The sequence below is a fragment of the Microbulbifer sediminum genome (genome assembly GCF_021729035.1).
GTDB lineage: Bacteria > Pseudomonadota > Gammaproteobacteria > Pseudomonadales > Cellvibrionaceae > Microbulbifer > Microbulbifer sediminum.
This window is the reverse complement of record NZ_JAJSAP010000001.1, coordinates 1-14,827: the sequence shown is the minus strand read 5'-3', so window position 1 is coordinate 14,827 and position 14,827 is coordinate 1. Positions and strand designations below refer to the sequence as shown.

The following is a 14,827-nucleotide window of genomic DNA, read 5'->3' as shown; positions in this document are numbered from 1 at the left end:
ATCCTCGTTAGTGTGCCAGTGAAATAAGGAGGGCAGGGCATGGACGATCAGGTGGAATCCGGCTGGCTCTCTTCCGCCCGCAGGGTACCCAGTCCCCACTGTAATGAGCGCCCCGCCGGGAGTTCGGTAGACCTCCTGGTAATCCACTGCATCAGCCTGCCGCCCGGCCAGTACGGCGGCACCTGGATTGACGACTTCTTCCAGGGCCACCTGGATACCTCGGCACACCCCTATTTTGCAGAGATCGGCGAGCTGAAAGTGTCCGCCCACCTGTTGATCGACCGGGCGGGCGCCGTGACCCAGTATGTGCCATTTGACCGGCGTGCCTGGCATGCCGGGCAATCTGCATTCTGCGGCCGGGAGGGGTGTAACGACTTTTCCATCGGGATTGAGCTGGAGGGGCTGGATACGGATACCTATACCGATGCCCAGTACGACGCCCTGGCCCGGGCCACGGTGGCGATCATGCGTAGCTACCCGGGGATTACACCGGAAAACATCACCGGCCACTCCGATATTGCCCCGGGGCGCAAGCTGGACCCGGGTCCCGGGTTTGACTGGCAGCGCTACCTGGCCGCGGTGGCGGCCCTGCGCCAGACAGCTGACTGAGGCCGGGGATTTCGTAGCGCGGGGCCGTGGTGGTTTTTTCTGGTCGCCCTTGGCGTTATTCTCTGACCTTGGGAGAGCTGCAATCGAGAATAACGTATGGCACTGATCATAGTGTTACTGACCCTGGCGCTGGTGCAGCTGTGGGGCTCCGGTCGGCCGGTGCACCACGACGGCTGGTTTGAACGCTGGCGAGAGAAAATAGCGGGCCTCGCGGCCATGCAACAGAATGCAGGCCTGCGGCTGGCGGCCACGGTGTATCCGGCGGTGTTGCTGGCGGCGGTGCTGATGGTGCTGGCGGAAGTCCTGCTGGGCTGGCTGGGCACCCTCGTATTCGGCGTAATACTTCTCCTCTACTGCCTTGGCCGTGGCAATTTCAACGAGATGCTGTCCGATTACCTGCGCGCCTGGTACCGGGGCGACCTGGAGCAGGCCCAGGCTGCTGCGGCACCCCTGGTACAGGACCTGCACGAGGAGCCGGCCGGCCCGCAGCAGCTGCACGAGCAGGTATTTCGCGGCGCCGCCTACCTGGCTTTCGAAAGACTCTTTGCCGTCCTTTTCTGGTTCCTGTTGCTGGGGGTCCCCGGGGCGTTACTGTTCCGCCTGAGCGCGCTCTATGCTGAGCAGGCGCGGGCCACCGCGGATGAGGGCACCGCATCCCGCTGGCTATGGTTGCTCGAGTGGCTGCCGGTCAGGGTAATGGGCTTCAGCTTTGCCATCGTCGGCAATTTTGCCGGTTGCTACCAGGCCTGGCGCCAGTGCCTTACCTGCCGCGAGCGGGATACGGCTGAGGTCCTCGAGGCCTATCTCGAGGGCGCGCTCGGCGGTATCGATGCCAGCCAGTGCAGTGTCGGCGGGGAAGTGGCCGAGGCCCAGCGCTTCTGTGGCGCACAGCTCGAAGGCCTGCAGGCGTTACTGTCGCGGTCATTGCTGCTGTGGGTGACGGTGCTGGCACTGGCCGTGTTGTTCGGCTACTGAATTTCGGAGTGTCAAGACTGGAGCAATGTTTGGTGAACCAGTGCCAAATTTGAAACTTTGTTCCTTTTTGTGCCTTGACTTGAGCCTGTTAGGGCTCTGATATTGCGGCCTGAATATCAGGGCGTCATAAGAGGGATCCACCACTGGTTGACAGTGGGGACCAGGCGTTCACTACCCTGTACCAATAAAAACAATGAACACTCTAGTGAAGGGCGAACAAATTTCCATGGAAGCAGATACTCTGGAGCCTCCGCTGACCACCGGTGATGGATCTGACCGGGGCCAGCCCCCCAATGCGGCTGCGCTGGTCGGCGGTTTGCGAACCTATTTCCGCAGTGGCACCACGGCGGGCCTGTCATGGCGGCGGCAACAGTTGCGCCAGCTGCGTAAAATGCTGGAGGACAACGAATCCCGCTTTCTGCAGGCGCTGGGTGATGACCTGAACAAGGCGCCGCAGGAGAGCTACATGACGGAGGTCTCCGCTGTCTGCGGTGACATCGATCATGCACTCAAACGACTGAAAAACTGGGTAAAGCCACGCCGGGTATCGACCCCACTGGTGGCCCAGCCCGCGCGCAGTTACGTCCATCCGGAACCGCTCGGCGTGATCCTGGTCATCGGCGCCTGGAATTACCCGCTGCAGCTTTTGTTGTCGCCCCTTGTGCCTGCCATCGCCGCAGGTAACTGTGCAGTGGTCAAACCCTCTGAACTGGCACCAGCCACTTCCGCGCTGGTGGCGGAATTACTGCCCCGATACCTCGACAATGATGCTTTCGCCTGTGTCGAGGGGGCGGTGCCGGAAACCACTGACCTGCTGGAGCAGCGCTGGGATCATATCCTCTACACGGGTGGCGGTCGTATAGGCAAAGTCGTCATGCAGGCGGCCGCCCGTCACCTGACGCCGGTTACGCTGGAGCTGGGGGGCAAGAGCCCCTGTATTGTGGCTGACGATGCGGATATAACCGTCACCGCCCGGCGCATCGCCTGGGGCAAATTCACCAATGCCGGGCAGACCTGCATCGCACCGGATTATGTGCTGTGCTCGAGTACCACCGCGGACCGGCTGGTTCCGGCGATCGAAGCCGAAGTGCGCAAGATGTTCGGCGACGATCCGCGCCAGTCTCCCGATTACGGACGGATCATCAACCGTCGCCACGCAGAGCGCCTGGCCGCTTATGTAAAAGAGGGCGAGGTTGCCTGGGGGGGACAGGTGGATGTGGAAGACCGCTATATCGCCCCGACCCTGCTGCGGGGCACCGGTACCGATGCCCAGGTGATGCAGGAGGAAATCTTTGGCCCGGTATTGCCGGTGATTGAACTGGAGGATTTTCGTGAGGCGGAAGATTTCGTCAACCGGCGCGAAAAACCTCTGGCTCTGTATGTGTTTACCGCTGACAGTGGCACTGCCGATCGCATCCTCAACCGCTGCAGTTCTGGCAATGCCTGCGTGAATGACTGCATGATGTTTATGGCGGTGCATGAATTGCCGTTTGGTGGCGTGGGCCAGAGTGGTATGGGGGCCTACCACGGAGAGCATGGTTTCAAGACGTTCAGCCACTACAAGGCGGTAATGAAGCGGGGTTACTTCCTTGACCTGGACCTGCGTTACGCTCCCTTCAGCCGGCGCAAATTCAAGTTGCTGCGCTGGTTGCGCTGAACGCCGGGCCGCGCCAGGGTGCGGTAGACTATTGAAAGAGCTGGATTACCTGTACCCCCTATGCCTGATAACAACCTTGACGTGCCGGGCAGCGCTGAAGTTTTCAGTGCTGCCCAGGATATCGCGGAGCGGATACATCGCACGCCCCTGATGACCAGCGGGCTGATCGATCGTGCTTGCGGCGCCAACCTCTTTTTCAAGTGTGAACACCTTCAGAAGACCGGTGCATTCAAGGCACGCGGCGCCAGCAATGCACTGTGCCGACTACCGGCCGGTACCACCATGGTGGCGACACACTCCTCAGGCAACCATGGCGCCGCGCTGGCCTGGGCTGCTGCCGCCCGGGGTATCGCCTGCACGGTGGTCATGCCGGAAACCTCGCCGTTGGCCAAGCGGGCGGCGGTGGCGGGATACGGCGCCGAGATTGTTCTCTGTGGCCCCACGCTGGCAGACCGGGAGGCCGCGCTCAGGAAGGTGGTGGACGATTCCGGTGCGCATGTGGTGCCCCCGTTTGACGATCGCCGTATTATTGCCGGACAAGGTACAGTGGCACTGGAAATCCTCGAACAGTGCCGTGAGCGCGGCTTTACCCCGGACATCGTACTGGCCCCGGTCGGCGGTGGCGGCCTTTTGGCGGGCACCGGGCTGGCCATGGCGGCCATGGCACCGGAGGTGCTGGTACTCGGGGCCGAACCTGCGGGTGCCGACGACGCCCAGCGGTCGTTGCGCAGTGGCGTCCACGTCACCTCGCAGACGCCCGATACCATTGCCGATGGGTTGCGCACCCCCCTGGGCGAGCGCAACTTTGCCGTCATCCGGCAGACGGTAAAGGATATTGTTACCGCCAGTGAGAAAAGCATCGTCGATGCGATGCAGCTGTTGTGGACACGTACCAAGCAGCTGGTGGAGCCCTCTGCGGCTGTACCGCTGGCGGCGATCCTGGAACACCCCGCCCGCTTCCGCGACAAGAAAGTGGCACTGGTGCTGAGTGGCGGCAACATGGACCTGGTGCGGGCGGCGTCCCTTTTTGCAGGAGAGGAAAGCGAGCCATGAAACTTGATCTGGACCTTTTGAGACGTCACCGCAGGCAGCTGGGGCGGACTGCTAAACTGGTGGCGGCCGCAGTCCTTATGTTTTTCTCAGCTGCGACAAACGCTGCGGACCTGACTTTGTCTTCCGAAAGCCTCGTCCCCGGGGAGCGAATGCCCCTGGCCAGTGTCTATCATGGCTGTGGCGGGGAGAACCTGTCGCCTCAGTTGAGCTGGAGCGGTGCGCCCGAGGGAACCAGGAGTTACGCCCTGATGGTTTACGACCCGGATGCCCCGACCGGCAGTGGCTGGTGGCACTGGGTCATGTTCAACATTCCCGCCGACACAACCAGCCTGGGGGAAGGGGCCGGGACCCTGAAGAACGGCCTGGTGCCAGAGGCGATCCAGGTGCGCAATGATTACGGCTCACCCGGCTACGGCGGCGCCTGCCCGCCCAGGGGAGACGGCGATCATCGCTACCAGTTCCGCCTTTACGCACTAGGGGTCGAGCAGTTGCCGCTGGATGAAAACGCGACACCGGCCCAGGTGGGATTCCAGGTCAATGCCAACAAGCTGGCCGAGGCGGAGCTGGAAGTGATCTGGGGGCGCTGACGCCAGTGAAGCCCGCCGGGGTTCCCCCGGTCCTGGACCAATCGGCCTGTACGCGGGCTGCGAACCGGAATAAGAAGGACAGCGCATCGGTATGCCAGAACAGACGCTCTCGTGGGGACAGGCACTGCGGGTTTACCTAAAGCCCCGTGTACTGGCGATGTTTTTCCTCGGCTTTTCCGCCGGCCTGCCGTTTCTACTGGTGTTTTCCACGCTCTCGGCCTGGCTGACCGATTACGGCGTCAGTAAGACCACCATCGGTTTCTTTGCCCTGGTGGGGCTAACCTATTCCATCAAGTTCGCCTGGGCGCCGGTGATCGATCACCTGAAACTGCCTTTCCTCACCCGCTGGATGGGCAAGCGTCGCAGCTGGCTGGTGGTGTCCCAGCTGGGTGTTGCCCTGGGCTTGCTGACCCTGTCACAGATCAATCCCCAGCTCGCGCTGACACAGGTTGCGGTGGCATCCGTCATAATCGCCTTCTGCGCCGCGTCCCAGGATGTGGTGATCGATGCGTACCGGATCGAGTCCGTGCGCGAGGAGCTGCAGGGCGCCATGGCGGCCAATTATGTATTCGGTTACCGGGTTGCCCTGCTGGTTGCCGGGGGAGGAGCGCTGTTCCTCGCCGATATCGGCACCTGGTCCTCCTCCTATATGACAATGGCAGCGTTGATGGGCGTGGGTGTCATCACGACGTTGCTGGTTGCCGAGCCGGACCATACCCGTGCCCAGGACCTGGCCGAGCCCTTCGAGCACACCTGGGTCGACCGGATCATGGGCAATCCCCCGCACGGGCCACTGAAAGAGTGGTTTGTGCGTGCGGTAGTGTGTCCCTTCCTGGAATTTTTCCAGCGCAATGGCCGTTTTGCCCTGGTGCTGTTGCTGTTTATCGGTATTTACCGCGTCAGCGACCTGGCCATGGGGGTGATGGCCAACCCGTTTTACCTGGATCTGGGTTTCAGCAAGACAGATATTGCCCAGATTGTGAAGGTTTACGGTTTTTTCTTCTCCATCCTGGGGGCGTACCTGGGCGGGCTGCTGGTGGTCCACTACGGTATCCTGCGGCCCTTGATCCTCGGCGCGGTGATGGTGGCGGCAACCAATGTGCTCTTCGCCAACCTGGCCCTGATCGGCCCGGAGAAGGCGTGGCTGGCACTGGTGATCAGTGCCGACAATATCAGTGCCGGGATCGCCAACACCGTGTTTATCGCCTATCTCTCCAGCCTGGTGAACCAGGAGTACACCGCCACGCAGTACGCGCTGTTCAGCTCACTGATGACCCTACCGGGGAAATTCATCAGTGCCTTCTCGGGCATTGTCGTCGATACCCAGGGGTATGCCGAGTTCTTCATCTACGCCGCGATCCTTGGCGTGCCGGCGATTCTGTTGGCCATTTATATCTGGTGGCGGGATAGCCGCCAGCAGCCTGTCGAATCCACTCCGGGGCGGGGGTAAGAGGCGCGTCCTGCGCCGAAGACCCTGCGGCGCCCGGGCGTTGCTGCCGCCGGCTAGGGTGTCCAGCGATACTGCGCCAGGTCCACCCGCCCGCCGACAAATACCACTCCCTCCTGTTCCAGTCGCTTGCGCTGGTGCTGTGCTCCCGGGTCGGGCAGGGAAATCCGGCCCTGTGCATTGATCACCCGGTGCCAGGGCAGCCGGCTGTCCTCGGGCAGGCGGCGCAGGGTCTGCCCTGCGAGTCGGGCAGCGCGGGGAAAACCGGCCATTTCCGCCAGGTCGCCATAGGTGATCACGCGGCCGCAGGGAACCTCCGCCAGTACACGGCAGATTCTTGATGTGGCATCATAGTCACGATAATGCGGTTTGTTCCCCACTGAAAATTCTCCCGAAATCAATCCCGATAAAAACAAGGTCTATTAGTGTTTGATATCTTGAAACGCATGCCCGTATTTTTGCTGTTCCTGGCACAATTGGTTGCCCTGCCAGCATGGGCCGGCGTACTGACGCTCGACAATGGCGACCGTATTTACGGCGAGCTGGTCCTGGTAGAGCAGGACCACGTGGTCTGGCAGTCCGAGAACTTTGGCGAGCTGCGGATTGAGAAAGCCAAGGTACTCTCCCTGGATACCGACCAGGACCTGAAAATCGCCGGGCGCGAGGAGCCCTGTGCCCTGGCAGGCCACCGCCGCGAACAGTGGGAGCTGTATTGCGACAGCGGCAGCGGCTGGCTGATGGATTTTCCCGCGATCAACCGGGCTGAACCTTACATCAACTACATCGGCAAGCCCTACACCCTGCACGGCAATGCCAGCGCCGGGGGGGTGTTTGAACACGGCAACCGCGAGCGCGAGGACCTGGATGTCAATATTAACCTGGACCTGCGCCATGGTGACTTCCACCACCTGGTAAATGCGCTCTACCAGAGCCAGAGCAACCAGGAAGTGGATTCACTGGAAAAGTACCAGTTGAGCTATGATCTGCGCTGGATCTTTGCCGAGAAATGGTTCGCCGCTGCCAATACCGAGGCGGAAAAGGAAGAGGCACGCAACCTGGACCTGGGTACGACTGTGGGCCTGGGCCTTGGCTACCTGTTCTTCGACACTGAGAAAGCGGCACTGTCCATCCAGGGTGGTGTGAGCAGCCTGCATGAGCAGTTTATCGCTACCGAGCTGAGTGAAGCCCAGGACGACCGTTACGCGGCCGCGCGGGCGGCGATCAACTACCGCTACAAATTTGCCCTGGGCCCGGAGATCTATTACGACCAGGAGATACTGCAGTCAGTGAACAGCGGTGAGGATTACCAGACCAACGTCAAGCTGGGCGTGCGTACTCCGCTGATGGAAAACCTGATGATGGAGATCGCCCAGCACTGGCTGTACGACAATACCCCCTCGCTGGAGAGCGAAAAGGAAGATACCAAGTTGACCATTGGTGTCGGTTACCAGTGGTAGCGTGGTGACGCGCTACCCCGCTTCCCCCCCCCGGGGACACAAACAATAACGAAACGGTAAACGAGGATTATTCATGCAGATCGCAAATAGCGTTGTGGTTATCACCGGCGGTGGCCAGGGCCTGGGGCGCGCCATGGCGGAGCACCTGGCAAAACAGAATGCGCGGCTGGCGCTGGTGGATGTAAACGAGGAGGCACTGCAGGCCAGTGCCGAGGCCTGCCGTGAACACGGGGCCGATGTGCGTACCTATGTGATCAACGTGGCCGACGAAGGTGAGGTGGACCAGGGTTTTGCCCGCATTCGCGACGACTTCGGCGGGCTGCATGTGCTGGTGAACAATGCCGGCATCATGCGGGACGGCATGTTGCTGAAGGTGAAGGACGGCAAGGTGGCAGATCGCATGTCCCTGTCCCAGTGGCAGTCGGTGATTGACGTGAACCTGACCGGTGTCTTCCTGTGTGGTCGTGCCGCCGCCGGCATCATGGCCGAGAGCGGGCAGGGTGGGGTGATCGTGAATATCTCCAGCCTGTCCCGTGCCGGTAACATGGGCCAGACCAATTACTCGGCCAGCAAGGCGGGCGTGGCCACCATGACCGTATCCTGGGGCCGCGAGCTGGCCCGTTACGGTATTCGCGTGGCCGGTATCGCGCCGGGCTTTATCAACACCGATATGGTGGCGCAGATGCGTCCCGAAATCCTCGACAGCCTGGTCAAGCAGGTACCCCTGCGCCGGCTCGGTGAGCAGGATGAAATTGCCTCCACGGTGGCGTTTATCCTTGAGAACGACTACATCACCGGCCGTGTGCTGGAAATCGACGGCGGCGCACGCCTCTAGAGACTGAACAGGCTGCAGCCCCGCTCCGGGGCCAGCGCCACATCCGATAGGGGCGGATCCTGTATCCGCCCCTTTTTATTGTGTGGAACCCGGCGCGCTACTTCAGGAGACCCTGGCGACGCCCCCCTCCAGCCGGTCCGAGAACAGCCACTGCCACAGTTGGATATGTCGCGCGCGGAAGGCGCCGGCGCAGGACAGCAGGTAGTAGCGCCACATGCGATAGAAGCGCTGCCCGTAGCGGTCGGCAAACTGGTCCCAGTGCTGCTCGAAGTTGGCGTGCCAGGCCATCAGGGTGCGGTCATAGTCACTGCCGAAGTTGTGCAGGTCCTCGGTCACCAGCAGCCGGTCGGCGGCATCGCCGATCTGGCCGGCGGAGGGCAGTTCGCCATTGGGGAAGATGTAACGCTCGATCCAGGGATCGGTGGCTGAGTGCCGCTGGTTCTTGCCGATGGTATGCAGCAGCAGCAGCCCGTCCGGGGCCAGGCAGCGCCTGGCCACCTTCATGAAGGTGCGGTGGTTGCGGTGGCCCACATGCTCGAACATCCCCACACTGGCGATACGGTCGAATTTCTGGTCCAGGTTGCGGTAGTCCTGCAGGTGCACGGTGATCGGCAGGTCGGCGTATTGCTCGTGGATCCAGGCCTGCTGTTCCCGGGAGACGGTGACTCCCACGCACTCGACACCGTAGTGCTGGGCGGCATAACTGACCAGGCTGCCCCAGCCGCAACCGATATCCAGCAGGCGCATACCCGGTTGCAGGCCCAGTTTGCGGCAGATCAGGTCCAGTTTTGCCTCCTGGGCCTGGTCCAGGTCCTCGGCGCCACCGTGCCAGTAGCCACAGCTGTACACCATGCGGCGGTCGAGCATGGTCCGGTAGAAATCGTTGCCCAGGTCGTAGTGGCGCTCGCCCACCTCGAAGGCGCGGCGACGGCTTTGCAGGTTAACCAGGTAGCTGCGCAGCAGCCGCAGGGCATTGCGCCAGGGGCGCACCAGGCGGGTCAGGTCGGCGCGCAGAATGCGGAAGAAGAACTGGTCGAGGGCCTGGACATCCCAGTCCCCCTGCATATAGGTCTCGCCCAGCCCCAGGCTGCCACGGGCGAGAATCTCATCCAGTGCCGCTTCCCGGTGCAGCTGCAGGTCCCAGGGGCGGTCGCCGTTGATGCGAACATCGGCTTGCGCCAGGGCCTCATCCAGTAGGTGACGTCTACGTGCCAACACTGGCGACTCCACAATATCCTGTTGGTTGCTCCCCATCTGTGCCTCCATGCTGTTGTTATAGGGTTATCGGTCCGGGTGTGGACCGCCAGGCCTTGAGAAATACCGCGACAGGCCGCATTCATAGGGGGTGTGTATGCGATACCCTGACCCTATCGAAAATAGCAGTTTCGCCGAATCCCTCAAGCGACTGCCCCGGAGGACCCCTATGCGCCCGCTGTTGTTGCTGTTTATTGTCGTGCCAATCATCGAGATGTGGCTGCTGATCACTGTGGGCCGGGAGATTGGCGCGCTGCCGACCATCGGCCTGGTGCTGCTCACCGCCGTCGTGGGGCTGGCCATGCTGCGCCGCCAGGGGCTGTCCACCGTGATGCGCGCCCAGCAGAAGATGCAGGCCGGTGAGCTCCCGGCCCGGGAAATGGCCGAGGGCATCTTCCTCGCCGTGGGGGGCGCGCTGCTGCTGACTCCCGGGTTCTTCACCGATGCGCTGGGGTTCGCCTGCCTGGTGCCCGGCCTGCGCCAGCTTTTGCTGGGCCGCATCCTCAACCGGGTGATCGTGGTGCGGCCCTACGGACCACAGGGGCCCGGGGCCGGGCCCTTCCGGCGGCCGGGGGATGACGACATCATCGAGGGAGACTATTCCCGTGATGACGCCCGTAACGGTTCCCACAGGAAGCCCGGGAGTCGCGATCACGACCGGATTGAGTGAAAAATGTACAGGTCGGTCTCCCTTTGCCGGGCCCGGCCCACGTGAGTTTCCCTGCCGACATCTCTCGGCAATTTTTTTACCCCAGACTGTTGAAATCTCCCTTGCCGCCCATAGATAGGGAGCACCCTGAGAATTTGCCCCGGTTCTGGCGACAGGATCGGGCACCGGGGCCGGAGGTCGAGAGGACCGAGGGTCCCCGGTCTGGAAACCCTAAAAACGACTCAATGGAGAGCCTATCCATGAAAATTCGTCCTTTACACGACCGCGTCGTCGTACGCCGTAAGGAAGAAGAAGAAAAGACCGCTGGTGGCATCGTGCTGCCGGGCGCTGCCAAAGAAAAGCCGAACCAGGGCGAAGTGGTCGCCGTGGGCGAAGGCAAGCTGCTGGACAACGGTGACGTGCGCGCGCTGTCTGTGAAAGTAGGCGACGTCGTGGTGTTCGGCCGCTATGCCGACAGCAACACCCTCAAGGTGGACGGCGAAGAGCTGATCATCATGAGCGAAAGCGACATCTACGGCGTGCTGGAAGGCTAAGCCCAGCGCACTCGATACGCACACAAAGAATCTGAGGAAGAAGAATCATGGCAGCAAAAGACGTTAAATTCGGTGACGACGCCCGCCAGAAGATGCTGGCTGGTGTAAACATCCTGGCAGACGCCGTAAAAACCACCCTGGGCCCGAAAGGCCGCAACGTGGTGCTGGACAAGTCCTTCGGTGCCCCGACCGTAACCAAAGACGGTGTATCCGTAGCCAAGGAAATCGAGCTGAAAGACAAGTTCGAGAACATGGGCGCGCAGATGGTGAAGGAAGTGGCTTCCAAGGCCTCCGACACCGCCGGTGACGGCACCACCACCGCCACCGTACTGGCCCAGGCCATCGTCACCGAAGGCCTCAAGTCCGTGGCCGCCGGTTTCAACCCGATGGACCTGAAGCGCGGTATCGACAAGGCGGTTGTTGCCGCTGTCGACCACATCGCCGGCCTGGCGACTCCCTGTGAAGACAGCAAGTCCATCGCCCAGGTAGGCACCATCTCTGCCAACAGCGACGCCAGCGTCGGCACCATCATCGCCGAGGCGATGGAGAAGGTAGGTAAAGAGGGTGTCATCACCGTCGAGGAAGGTTCCGGCCTGGAGAACGAGCTGGACGTGGTTGAAGGCATGCAGTTCGACCGCGGCTACCTGTCCCCGTACTTCATCACCAACCAGGAAAACATGACTGCCGAGCTGGACGACCCGTTCATCCTGCTGGTAGACAAGAAGATCTCCAACATCCGCGACCTGCTGCCGCTGCTGGAGCAGGTAGCCAAGGCTTCCAAGCCGCTGCTGATCGTTGCCGAAGACGTGGAAGGCGAAGCGCTGGCCACCCTGGTTGTGAACAGCATGCGCGGTATCGTGAAAGTTGCCGCCGTCAAGGCACCGGGCTTCGGTGACCGCCGCAAGGCCATGCTGCAGGACATCGCCATCCTCACCGGTGGTACCGTGATTTCCGAGGAAGTCGGCCTGGAACTGGAAGCCACTACCCTGGAGCACCTGGGTACCGCCAAGCGCGTGACCCTGTCCAAGGAAAACACCGTGATCGTTGACGGTGCCGGCTCCAACGAAGATATCGAAGCGCGAGTCAAGCAGATCCGCGCCCAGATCGAAGAGTCTTCCTCCGACTACGACAAGGAGAAGCTGCAGGAGCGTGTCGCCAAACTGGCTGGCGGTGTTGCGGTAATCCGCGTCGGTGCTGCCACCGAAGTGGAGATGAAAGAGAAGAAGGCCCGCGTTGAAGACGCCCTGCACGCTACCCGCGCTGCAGTGGAAGAGGGCGTGGTACCCGGCGGTGGTACTGCCCTGGTGCGCGCCGTTCAGGCCATCTCCGTCAGCGGTGACAACGAAGACCAGAACCATGGCATCGCCGCTGCGCTGCGCGCCATGGAAATGCCGCTGCGCCAGATCGTCGAAAACGCTGGTGACGAGTCCTCTGTTGTAGTCGACAAGATCAAGCAGGGTGAAGGTAACTACGGTTACAACGCTGCTACTGGCGAGTACGGTGACATGCTGGATATGGGTATCCTGGACCCGGCCAAGGTAACCCGCTCTGCACTGCAGGCGGCTGCCTCTATCGCCGGCCTGATGATCACCACCGAGGCCATGATCGCCGAGATCCCGGAAGAGAAGCCGGCTGCCCCGGACATGGGCGGCATGGGTGGCATGGGCGGTATGGGCGGCATGATGTAAGCCAGCCTTTCCGGCCAAACCCAAAGAAGCCCCGCATTTGCGGGGCTTTTTTTTTTGCCTTTTATAGACAGAGTCGATATCCGGCTTCGCTCTCCTCGACCCTCTCGCCAGGTAAAGTCCGGTCCATTGGGCTGAGTACGCCCTTGCCGCCCCGGTTCACAACATGGGTGTAAATCTCCGTAATGGAGATGTCCGTGTGGCCCAGCAACTCCTGGATAGTGCGCAGGTCGTAACCCGCCTCCAGCAGGTGCGTGGCAAAGCTGTGGCGGAAGGCATGGCTGCGCGCGGGCTTGTGAATCCCTGCCGCCCTCACCGCGCGGTGCACCTGTTTGGCCAGGGCCGATGGATGGAGGTGGTGGCGACGGACTACGCCGGTACGGGGATCGCGGCCGGTTCTACTGGCGGGGAACAGCTATTGCCAGCCGGTCTCGCGGGCTGCACGGGGGTACTTCCTGGCCAGCGCATCAGGCAAGTAAACTTCACCCAGGCCGTCGGCCAAATCCCCGGAGTGCAAAATCTCCACCCTCTGTATCTGCCGCTTCAGTTCCGGCACCAGGGATTGCGGCAACATGGTGGTCCGGTCCTTATTACCTTTGCCTGCACGTACAAAGATGTTGTTGCTACCGAAATCGATATCCTTGACCCGGAGCGAAAGCAATTCGGCGGAGCGCAAGCCCGCACCATAAAGCAGCTGCACCTGAAGCCGGCTGACTCCATGCAGGTGGGAAAGAATGGCCGAGATCTCGCTGCGGCTATAGACCACCGGCAAGCGCCGTGGGGTGCGTGCCAGGGAGAAGGTCAGGTCATCGAGCTTCACCTCAAAAAAGCGTTGGTAGAGGTAAACAAGTGCGTTTAAGGCGATCCGCTGCGTGTTAACCGAGCAGTCCCTCTGTTGGGCAAGATGGGTAAGGAACTGCTCCACTTCTGCTGGACCCATCTCCTGGGGATGCTGCTTCCCGTGGAAGTGGATAAAACGGCGCACCCAGTGAATATAAGTCCGCTCGGTGGCAAACGCCAACCCACTCTCCCGCATATGCAGCCGCAACTTGTCTAAAAAACGGACTGGGCGAGTGGGGACCCTGGGCCGAATGTCATCCATGACCATAATAGAGCTCCTTTTACTGTTTTTATATACAGTATTGGCGCTTCAGTAGGACAGTCAAGCCCGTGTTCAGGAGCCAATGGCTCTTAAACACCGCTAAGCGGGCGCTAAGTGATTGACTTTAAAGGCAGTCCTGTTGAGACTTGTTGCCAAATAAACAAAAAGATAACTGAGACCCAGGCTCGTTTTGACGTAGCTGTCAAAACGCCACTTCAGCTATCTATTTGATATCTTAGAAAAATTTTAGATGTGTGCCAATGCGCGCCAGTGTTCAAGAGCCTGGATGATATAGGGCCACTGGCTTCTGAATAAAACTGTTATGTGCAATCGGTACAAGAAATGAGAATAGTAATATCGTTTATAGCAGCCCTATCGCTAAGCTGCATAAGCCATGCAAGTAGCGGCCTAGAAGGAAGCTGGGAGTGGGAAGGAAATAGTGACAGATATATTTTTGGCATAAAAATCGCAAAAAGTGGCGATCACTTTACAGGCACTTATTGTGCAATAGCGCAGGGAGGCCTAAAGATGGATTGTGGACTTGATGACGAAAAGGAATTTTTGATAAAGGAAGTATCACGCTCTAAGTATGAACTTGAGTTTGAAACCCACTTCTCCGAAAGTAAAGGGCGAGCTTCCCTGTCATTGCAAGATGGAATTTTAACTTGGAGCTTGCTATCCCCACCAGCGGGCGAGCATTACCTCCCCAAGGAGGCAACGCTCCGTGCTAGTAGCGGCACATAACAAGCGGCTGTTGCCGTCCCTGCGGGACTGGGACGTCCTTTCCGCAGCTTCGCAGCTCCAAGTCCGCCCCAAAGCCGGGCGTTATGCATAAGACTTACCCACGTTTAGTAGACACCCTGTATAGTTAGGTTTCGGCCTAACGCGGAGGTGTACCATGGGTAAGAAAAGAACTCAGGCGTATACGGAAGAGTTTCGTAGAGAGGCAGTTAAGAGGGCGGA

16 protein-coding genes are annotated in these 14,827 nt (G+C 60.6%); 12 read left to right on the top strand and 4 right to left on the bottom strand.

Annotation, left to right across the window (positions count from 1 at the left end; genetic code table 11):
* Positions 1-39: 39 nt before the first annotated feature.
* The 6 genes from ampD to LVD11_RS00050 all read left to right on the top strand — a co-directional run bounded on the left by ampD (position 40) and on the right by LVD11_RS00050 (position 6,331).
* The gene (gene ampD / locus LVD11_RS00075) at positions 40-609 is read left to right on the top strand and encodes a 1,6-anhydro-N-acetylmuramyl-L-alanine amidase AmpD (protein WP_237054700.1); all 570 of its coding nucleotides are present in this window, start codon (positions 40-42) and stop codon (positions 607-609) included.
* 96 nt (positions 610-705) lie between these two features.
* The gene (gene ampE / locus LVD11_RS00070; protein WP_237054698.1) at positions 706-1,584 is read left to right on the top strand and encodes a regulatory signaling modulator protein AmpE; all 879 of its coding nucleotides are present in this window, start codon (positions 706-708) and stop codon (positions 1,582-1,584) included.
* A 226-nt stretch (positions 1,585-1,810) separates the two neighbouring features.
* Positions 1,811-3,241, top strand: a complete 1,431-nt coding sequence (locus LVD11_RS00065; protein ID WP_237054696.1) for an aldehyde dehydrogenase family protein — start codon at positions 1,811-1,813, stop codon at positions 3,239-3,241.
* 60 nt (positions 3,242-3,301) lie between these two features.
* Positions 3,302-4,294 (top strand): threonine ammonia-lyase, encoded by a 993-nt coding sequence (locus LVD11_RS00060; protein WP_237054694.1) that lies wholly within the window; start codon positions 3,302-3,304, stop codon positions 4,292-4,294.
* Complete coding sequence (locus LVD11_RS00055; RefSeq protein WP_500793344.1) at positions 4,291-4,881, top strand: YbhB/YbcL family Raf kinase inhibitor-like protein; 591 nt, start codon at positions 4,291-4,293, stop codon at positions 4,879-4,881. Before LVD11_RS00060 ends, LVD11_RS00055 begins: the two co-directional genes overlap by 4 nt.
* 91 nt (positions 4,882-4,972) lie before the next feature.
* The gene (locus tag LVD11_RS00050) at positions 4,973-6,331 is read left to right on the top strand and encodes an AmpG family muropeptide MFS transporter (RefSeq protein WP_237054690.1); all 1,359 of its coding nucleotides are present in this window, start codon (positions 4,973-4,975) and stop codon (positions 6,329-6,331) included.
* 53 nt (positions 6,332-6,384) lie between these two features.
* Here the strand turns inward: LVD11_RS00050 and LVD11_RS00045 are convergent, their stop codons facing one another.
* A complete protein-coding gene (locus LVD11_RS00045) occupies positions 6,385-6,708 on the bottom strand; it encodes an MGMT family protein (RefSeq protein ID WP_237054688.1) in 324 nt (107 codons plus the stop codon).
* A gap of 66 nt (positions 6,709-6,774) precedes the next feature.
* Between LVD11_RS00045 and LVD11_RS00040 the strand changes: the two genes are divergently transcribed.
* Both LVD11_RS00040 and LVD11_RS00035 read left to right on the top strand, forming a co-directional pair.
* Positions 6,775-7,785, top strand: coding sequence for a DUF481 domain-containing protein (locus LVD11_RS00040; RefSeq protein ID WP_237054686.1), 1,011 nt, complete (start codon positions 6,775-6,777; stop codon positions 7,783-7,785).
* 73 nt (positions 7,786-7,858) lie between these two features.
* A complete protein-coding gene (locus LVD11_RS00035; RefSeq protein ID WP_237054684.1) occupies positions 7,859-8,620 on the top strand; it encodes an SDR family oxidoreductase in 762 nt (253 codons plus the stop codon).
* Positions 8,621-8,722: 102 nt separating this feature from the next.
* Here LVD11_RS00035 and cfa read toward each other — a convergent pair whose 3' ends face one another.
* Positions 8,723-9,874: a cyclopropane fatty acyl phospholipid synthase gene (cfa, locus tag LVD11_RS00030; protein ID WP_237054682.1), complete on the bottom strand. Its 1,152-nt coding sequence runs from the start codon at positions 9,872-9,874 to the stop codon at positions 8,723-8,725.
* 169 nt (positions 9,875-10,043) lie between these two features.
* On the opposite strand from cfa, the gene LVD11_RS00025 reads away from it, so the two are divergent.
* From LVD11_RS00025 to groL, 3 genes are all read left to right on the top strand, one after another.
* Positions 10,044-10,544 (top strand): FxsA family protein, encoded by a 501-nt coding sequence (locus tag LVD11_RS00025; RefSeq protein ID WP_237054680.1) that lies wholly within the window; start codon positions 10,044-10,046, stop codon positions 10,542-10,544.
* Positions 10,545-10,783: 239 nt separating this feature from the next.
* Entirely contained in the window at positions 10,784-11,077 is a 294-nt protein-coding gene (locus LVD11_RS00020; RefSeq protein WP_237054678.1) for a co-chaperone GroES, read from the top strand.
* 47 nt (positions 11,078-11,124) lie between these two features.
* Positions 11,125-12,765, top strand: a complete 1,641-nt coding sequence (groL, locus tag LVD11_RS00015) for a chaperonin GroEL (RefSeq protein WP_237054676.1) — start codon at positions 11,125-11,127, stop codon at positions 12,763-12,765.
* A 61-nt stretch (positions 12,766-12,826) separates the two neighbouring features.
* On the opposite strand, the gene LVD11_RS16960 is transcribed toward groL, so the two are convergent.
* Together LVD11_RS16960 and LVD11_RS00010 are read right to left on the bottom strand one after the other, a co-directional pair.
* Positions 12,827-13,177 carry a tyrosine-type recombinase/integrase gene (locus LVD11_RS16960; RefSeq protein ID WP_305080649.1) on the bottom strand — a complete coding sequence of 117 codons (351 nt, stop codon included), beginning with the start codon at positions 13,175-13,177 and terminating at the stop codon, positions 12,827-12,829.
* On the bottom strand, positions 13,178-13,864 hold the full coding sequence (locus LVD11_RS00010; protein WP_305080648.1) for a phage integrase N-terminal SAM-like domain-containing protein: 687 nt from the start codon (positions 13,862-13,864) through the stop codon (positions 13,178-13,180). It lies immediately after the preceding gene.
* 342 nt (positions 13,865-14,206) lie between these two features.
* Here LVD11_RS00010 and LVD11_RS00005 point away from each other — a divergent pair, with 342 nt between their 5' ends.
* Complete coding sequence (locus tag LVD11_RS00005) at positions 14,207-14,608, top strand: hypothetical protein (RefSeq protein WP_237054674.1); 402 nt, start codon at positions 14,207-14,209, stop codon at positions 14,606-14,608.
* Positions 14,609-14,827: the final 219 nt, after the last annotated feature.

Excerpts from the sequence above, each read along its gene's own strand:
- LVD11_RS00040 (WP_237054686.1), top strand. The coding sequence starts at position 6,775 with ATGCCCGTATTTTTGCTGTTCCTGGCACAATTGGTTGCCCTGCCAGCA.
- LVD11_RS00020 (WP_237054678.1), top strand. The coding sequence starts at position 10,784 with ATGAAAATTCGTCCTTTACACGACCGCGTCGTCGTACGCCGTAAGGAA.
- LVD11_RS00060 (WP_237054694.1), top strand. The coding sequence starts at position 3,302 with ATGCCTGATAACAACCTTGACGTGCCGGGCAGCGCTGAAGTTTTCAGT.
- ampE (WP_237054698.1), top strand. The coding sequence starts at position 706 with ATGGCACTGATCATAGTGTTACTGACCCTGGCGCTGGTGCAGCTGTGG.
- groL (WP_237054676.1), top strand. The coding sequence starts at position 11,125 with ATGGCAGCAAAAGACGTTAAATTCGGTGACGACGCCCGCCAGAAGATG.
- LVD11_RS00035 (WP_237054684.1), top strand. The coding sequence starts at position 7,859 with ATGCAGATCGCAAATAGCGTTGTGGTTATCACCGGCGGTGGCCAGGGC.
- LVD11_RS00065 (WP_237054696.1), top strand. The coding sequence starts at position 1,811 with ATGGAAGCAGATACTCTGGAGCCTCCGCTGACCACCGGTGATGGATCT.
- LVD11_RS00050 (WP_237054690.1), top strand. The coding sequence starts at position 4,973 with ATGCCAGAACAGACGCTCTCGTGGGGACAGGCACTGCGGGTTTACCTA.
- cfa (WP_237054682.1), bottom strand. The coding sequence starts at position 9,874 with ATGGGGAGCAACCAACAGGATATTGTGGAGTCGCCAGTGTTGGCACGT.
- LVD11_RS00025 (WP_237054680.1), top strand. The coding sequence starts at position 10,044 with ATGCGCCCGCTGTTGTTGCTGTTTATTGTCGTGCCAATCATCGAGATG.
- LVD11_RS00010 (WP_305080648.1), bottom strand. The coding sequence starts at position 13,864 with ATGGATGACATTCGGCCCAGGGTCCCCACTCGCCCAGTCCGTTTTTTA.
- LVD11_RS00005 (WP_237054674.1), top strand. The coding sequence starts at position 14,207 with ATGAGAATAGTAATATCGTTTATAGCAGCCCTATCGCTAAGCTGCATA.
- ampD (WP_237054700.1), top strand. The coding sequence starts at position 40 with ATGGACGATCAGGTGGAATCCGGCTGGCTCTCTTCCGCCCGCAGGGTA.
- LVD11_RS00055 (WP_500793344.1), top strand. The coding sequence starts at position 4,291 with ATGAAACTTGATCTGGACCTTTTGAGACGTCACCGCAGGCAGCTGGGG.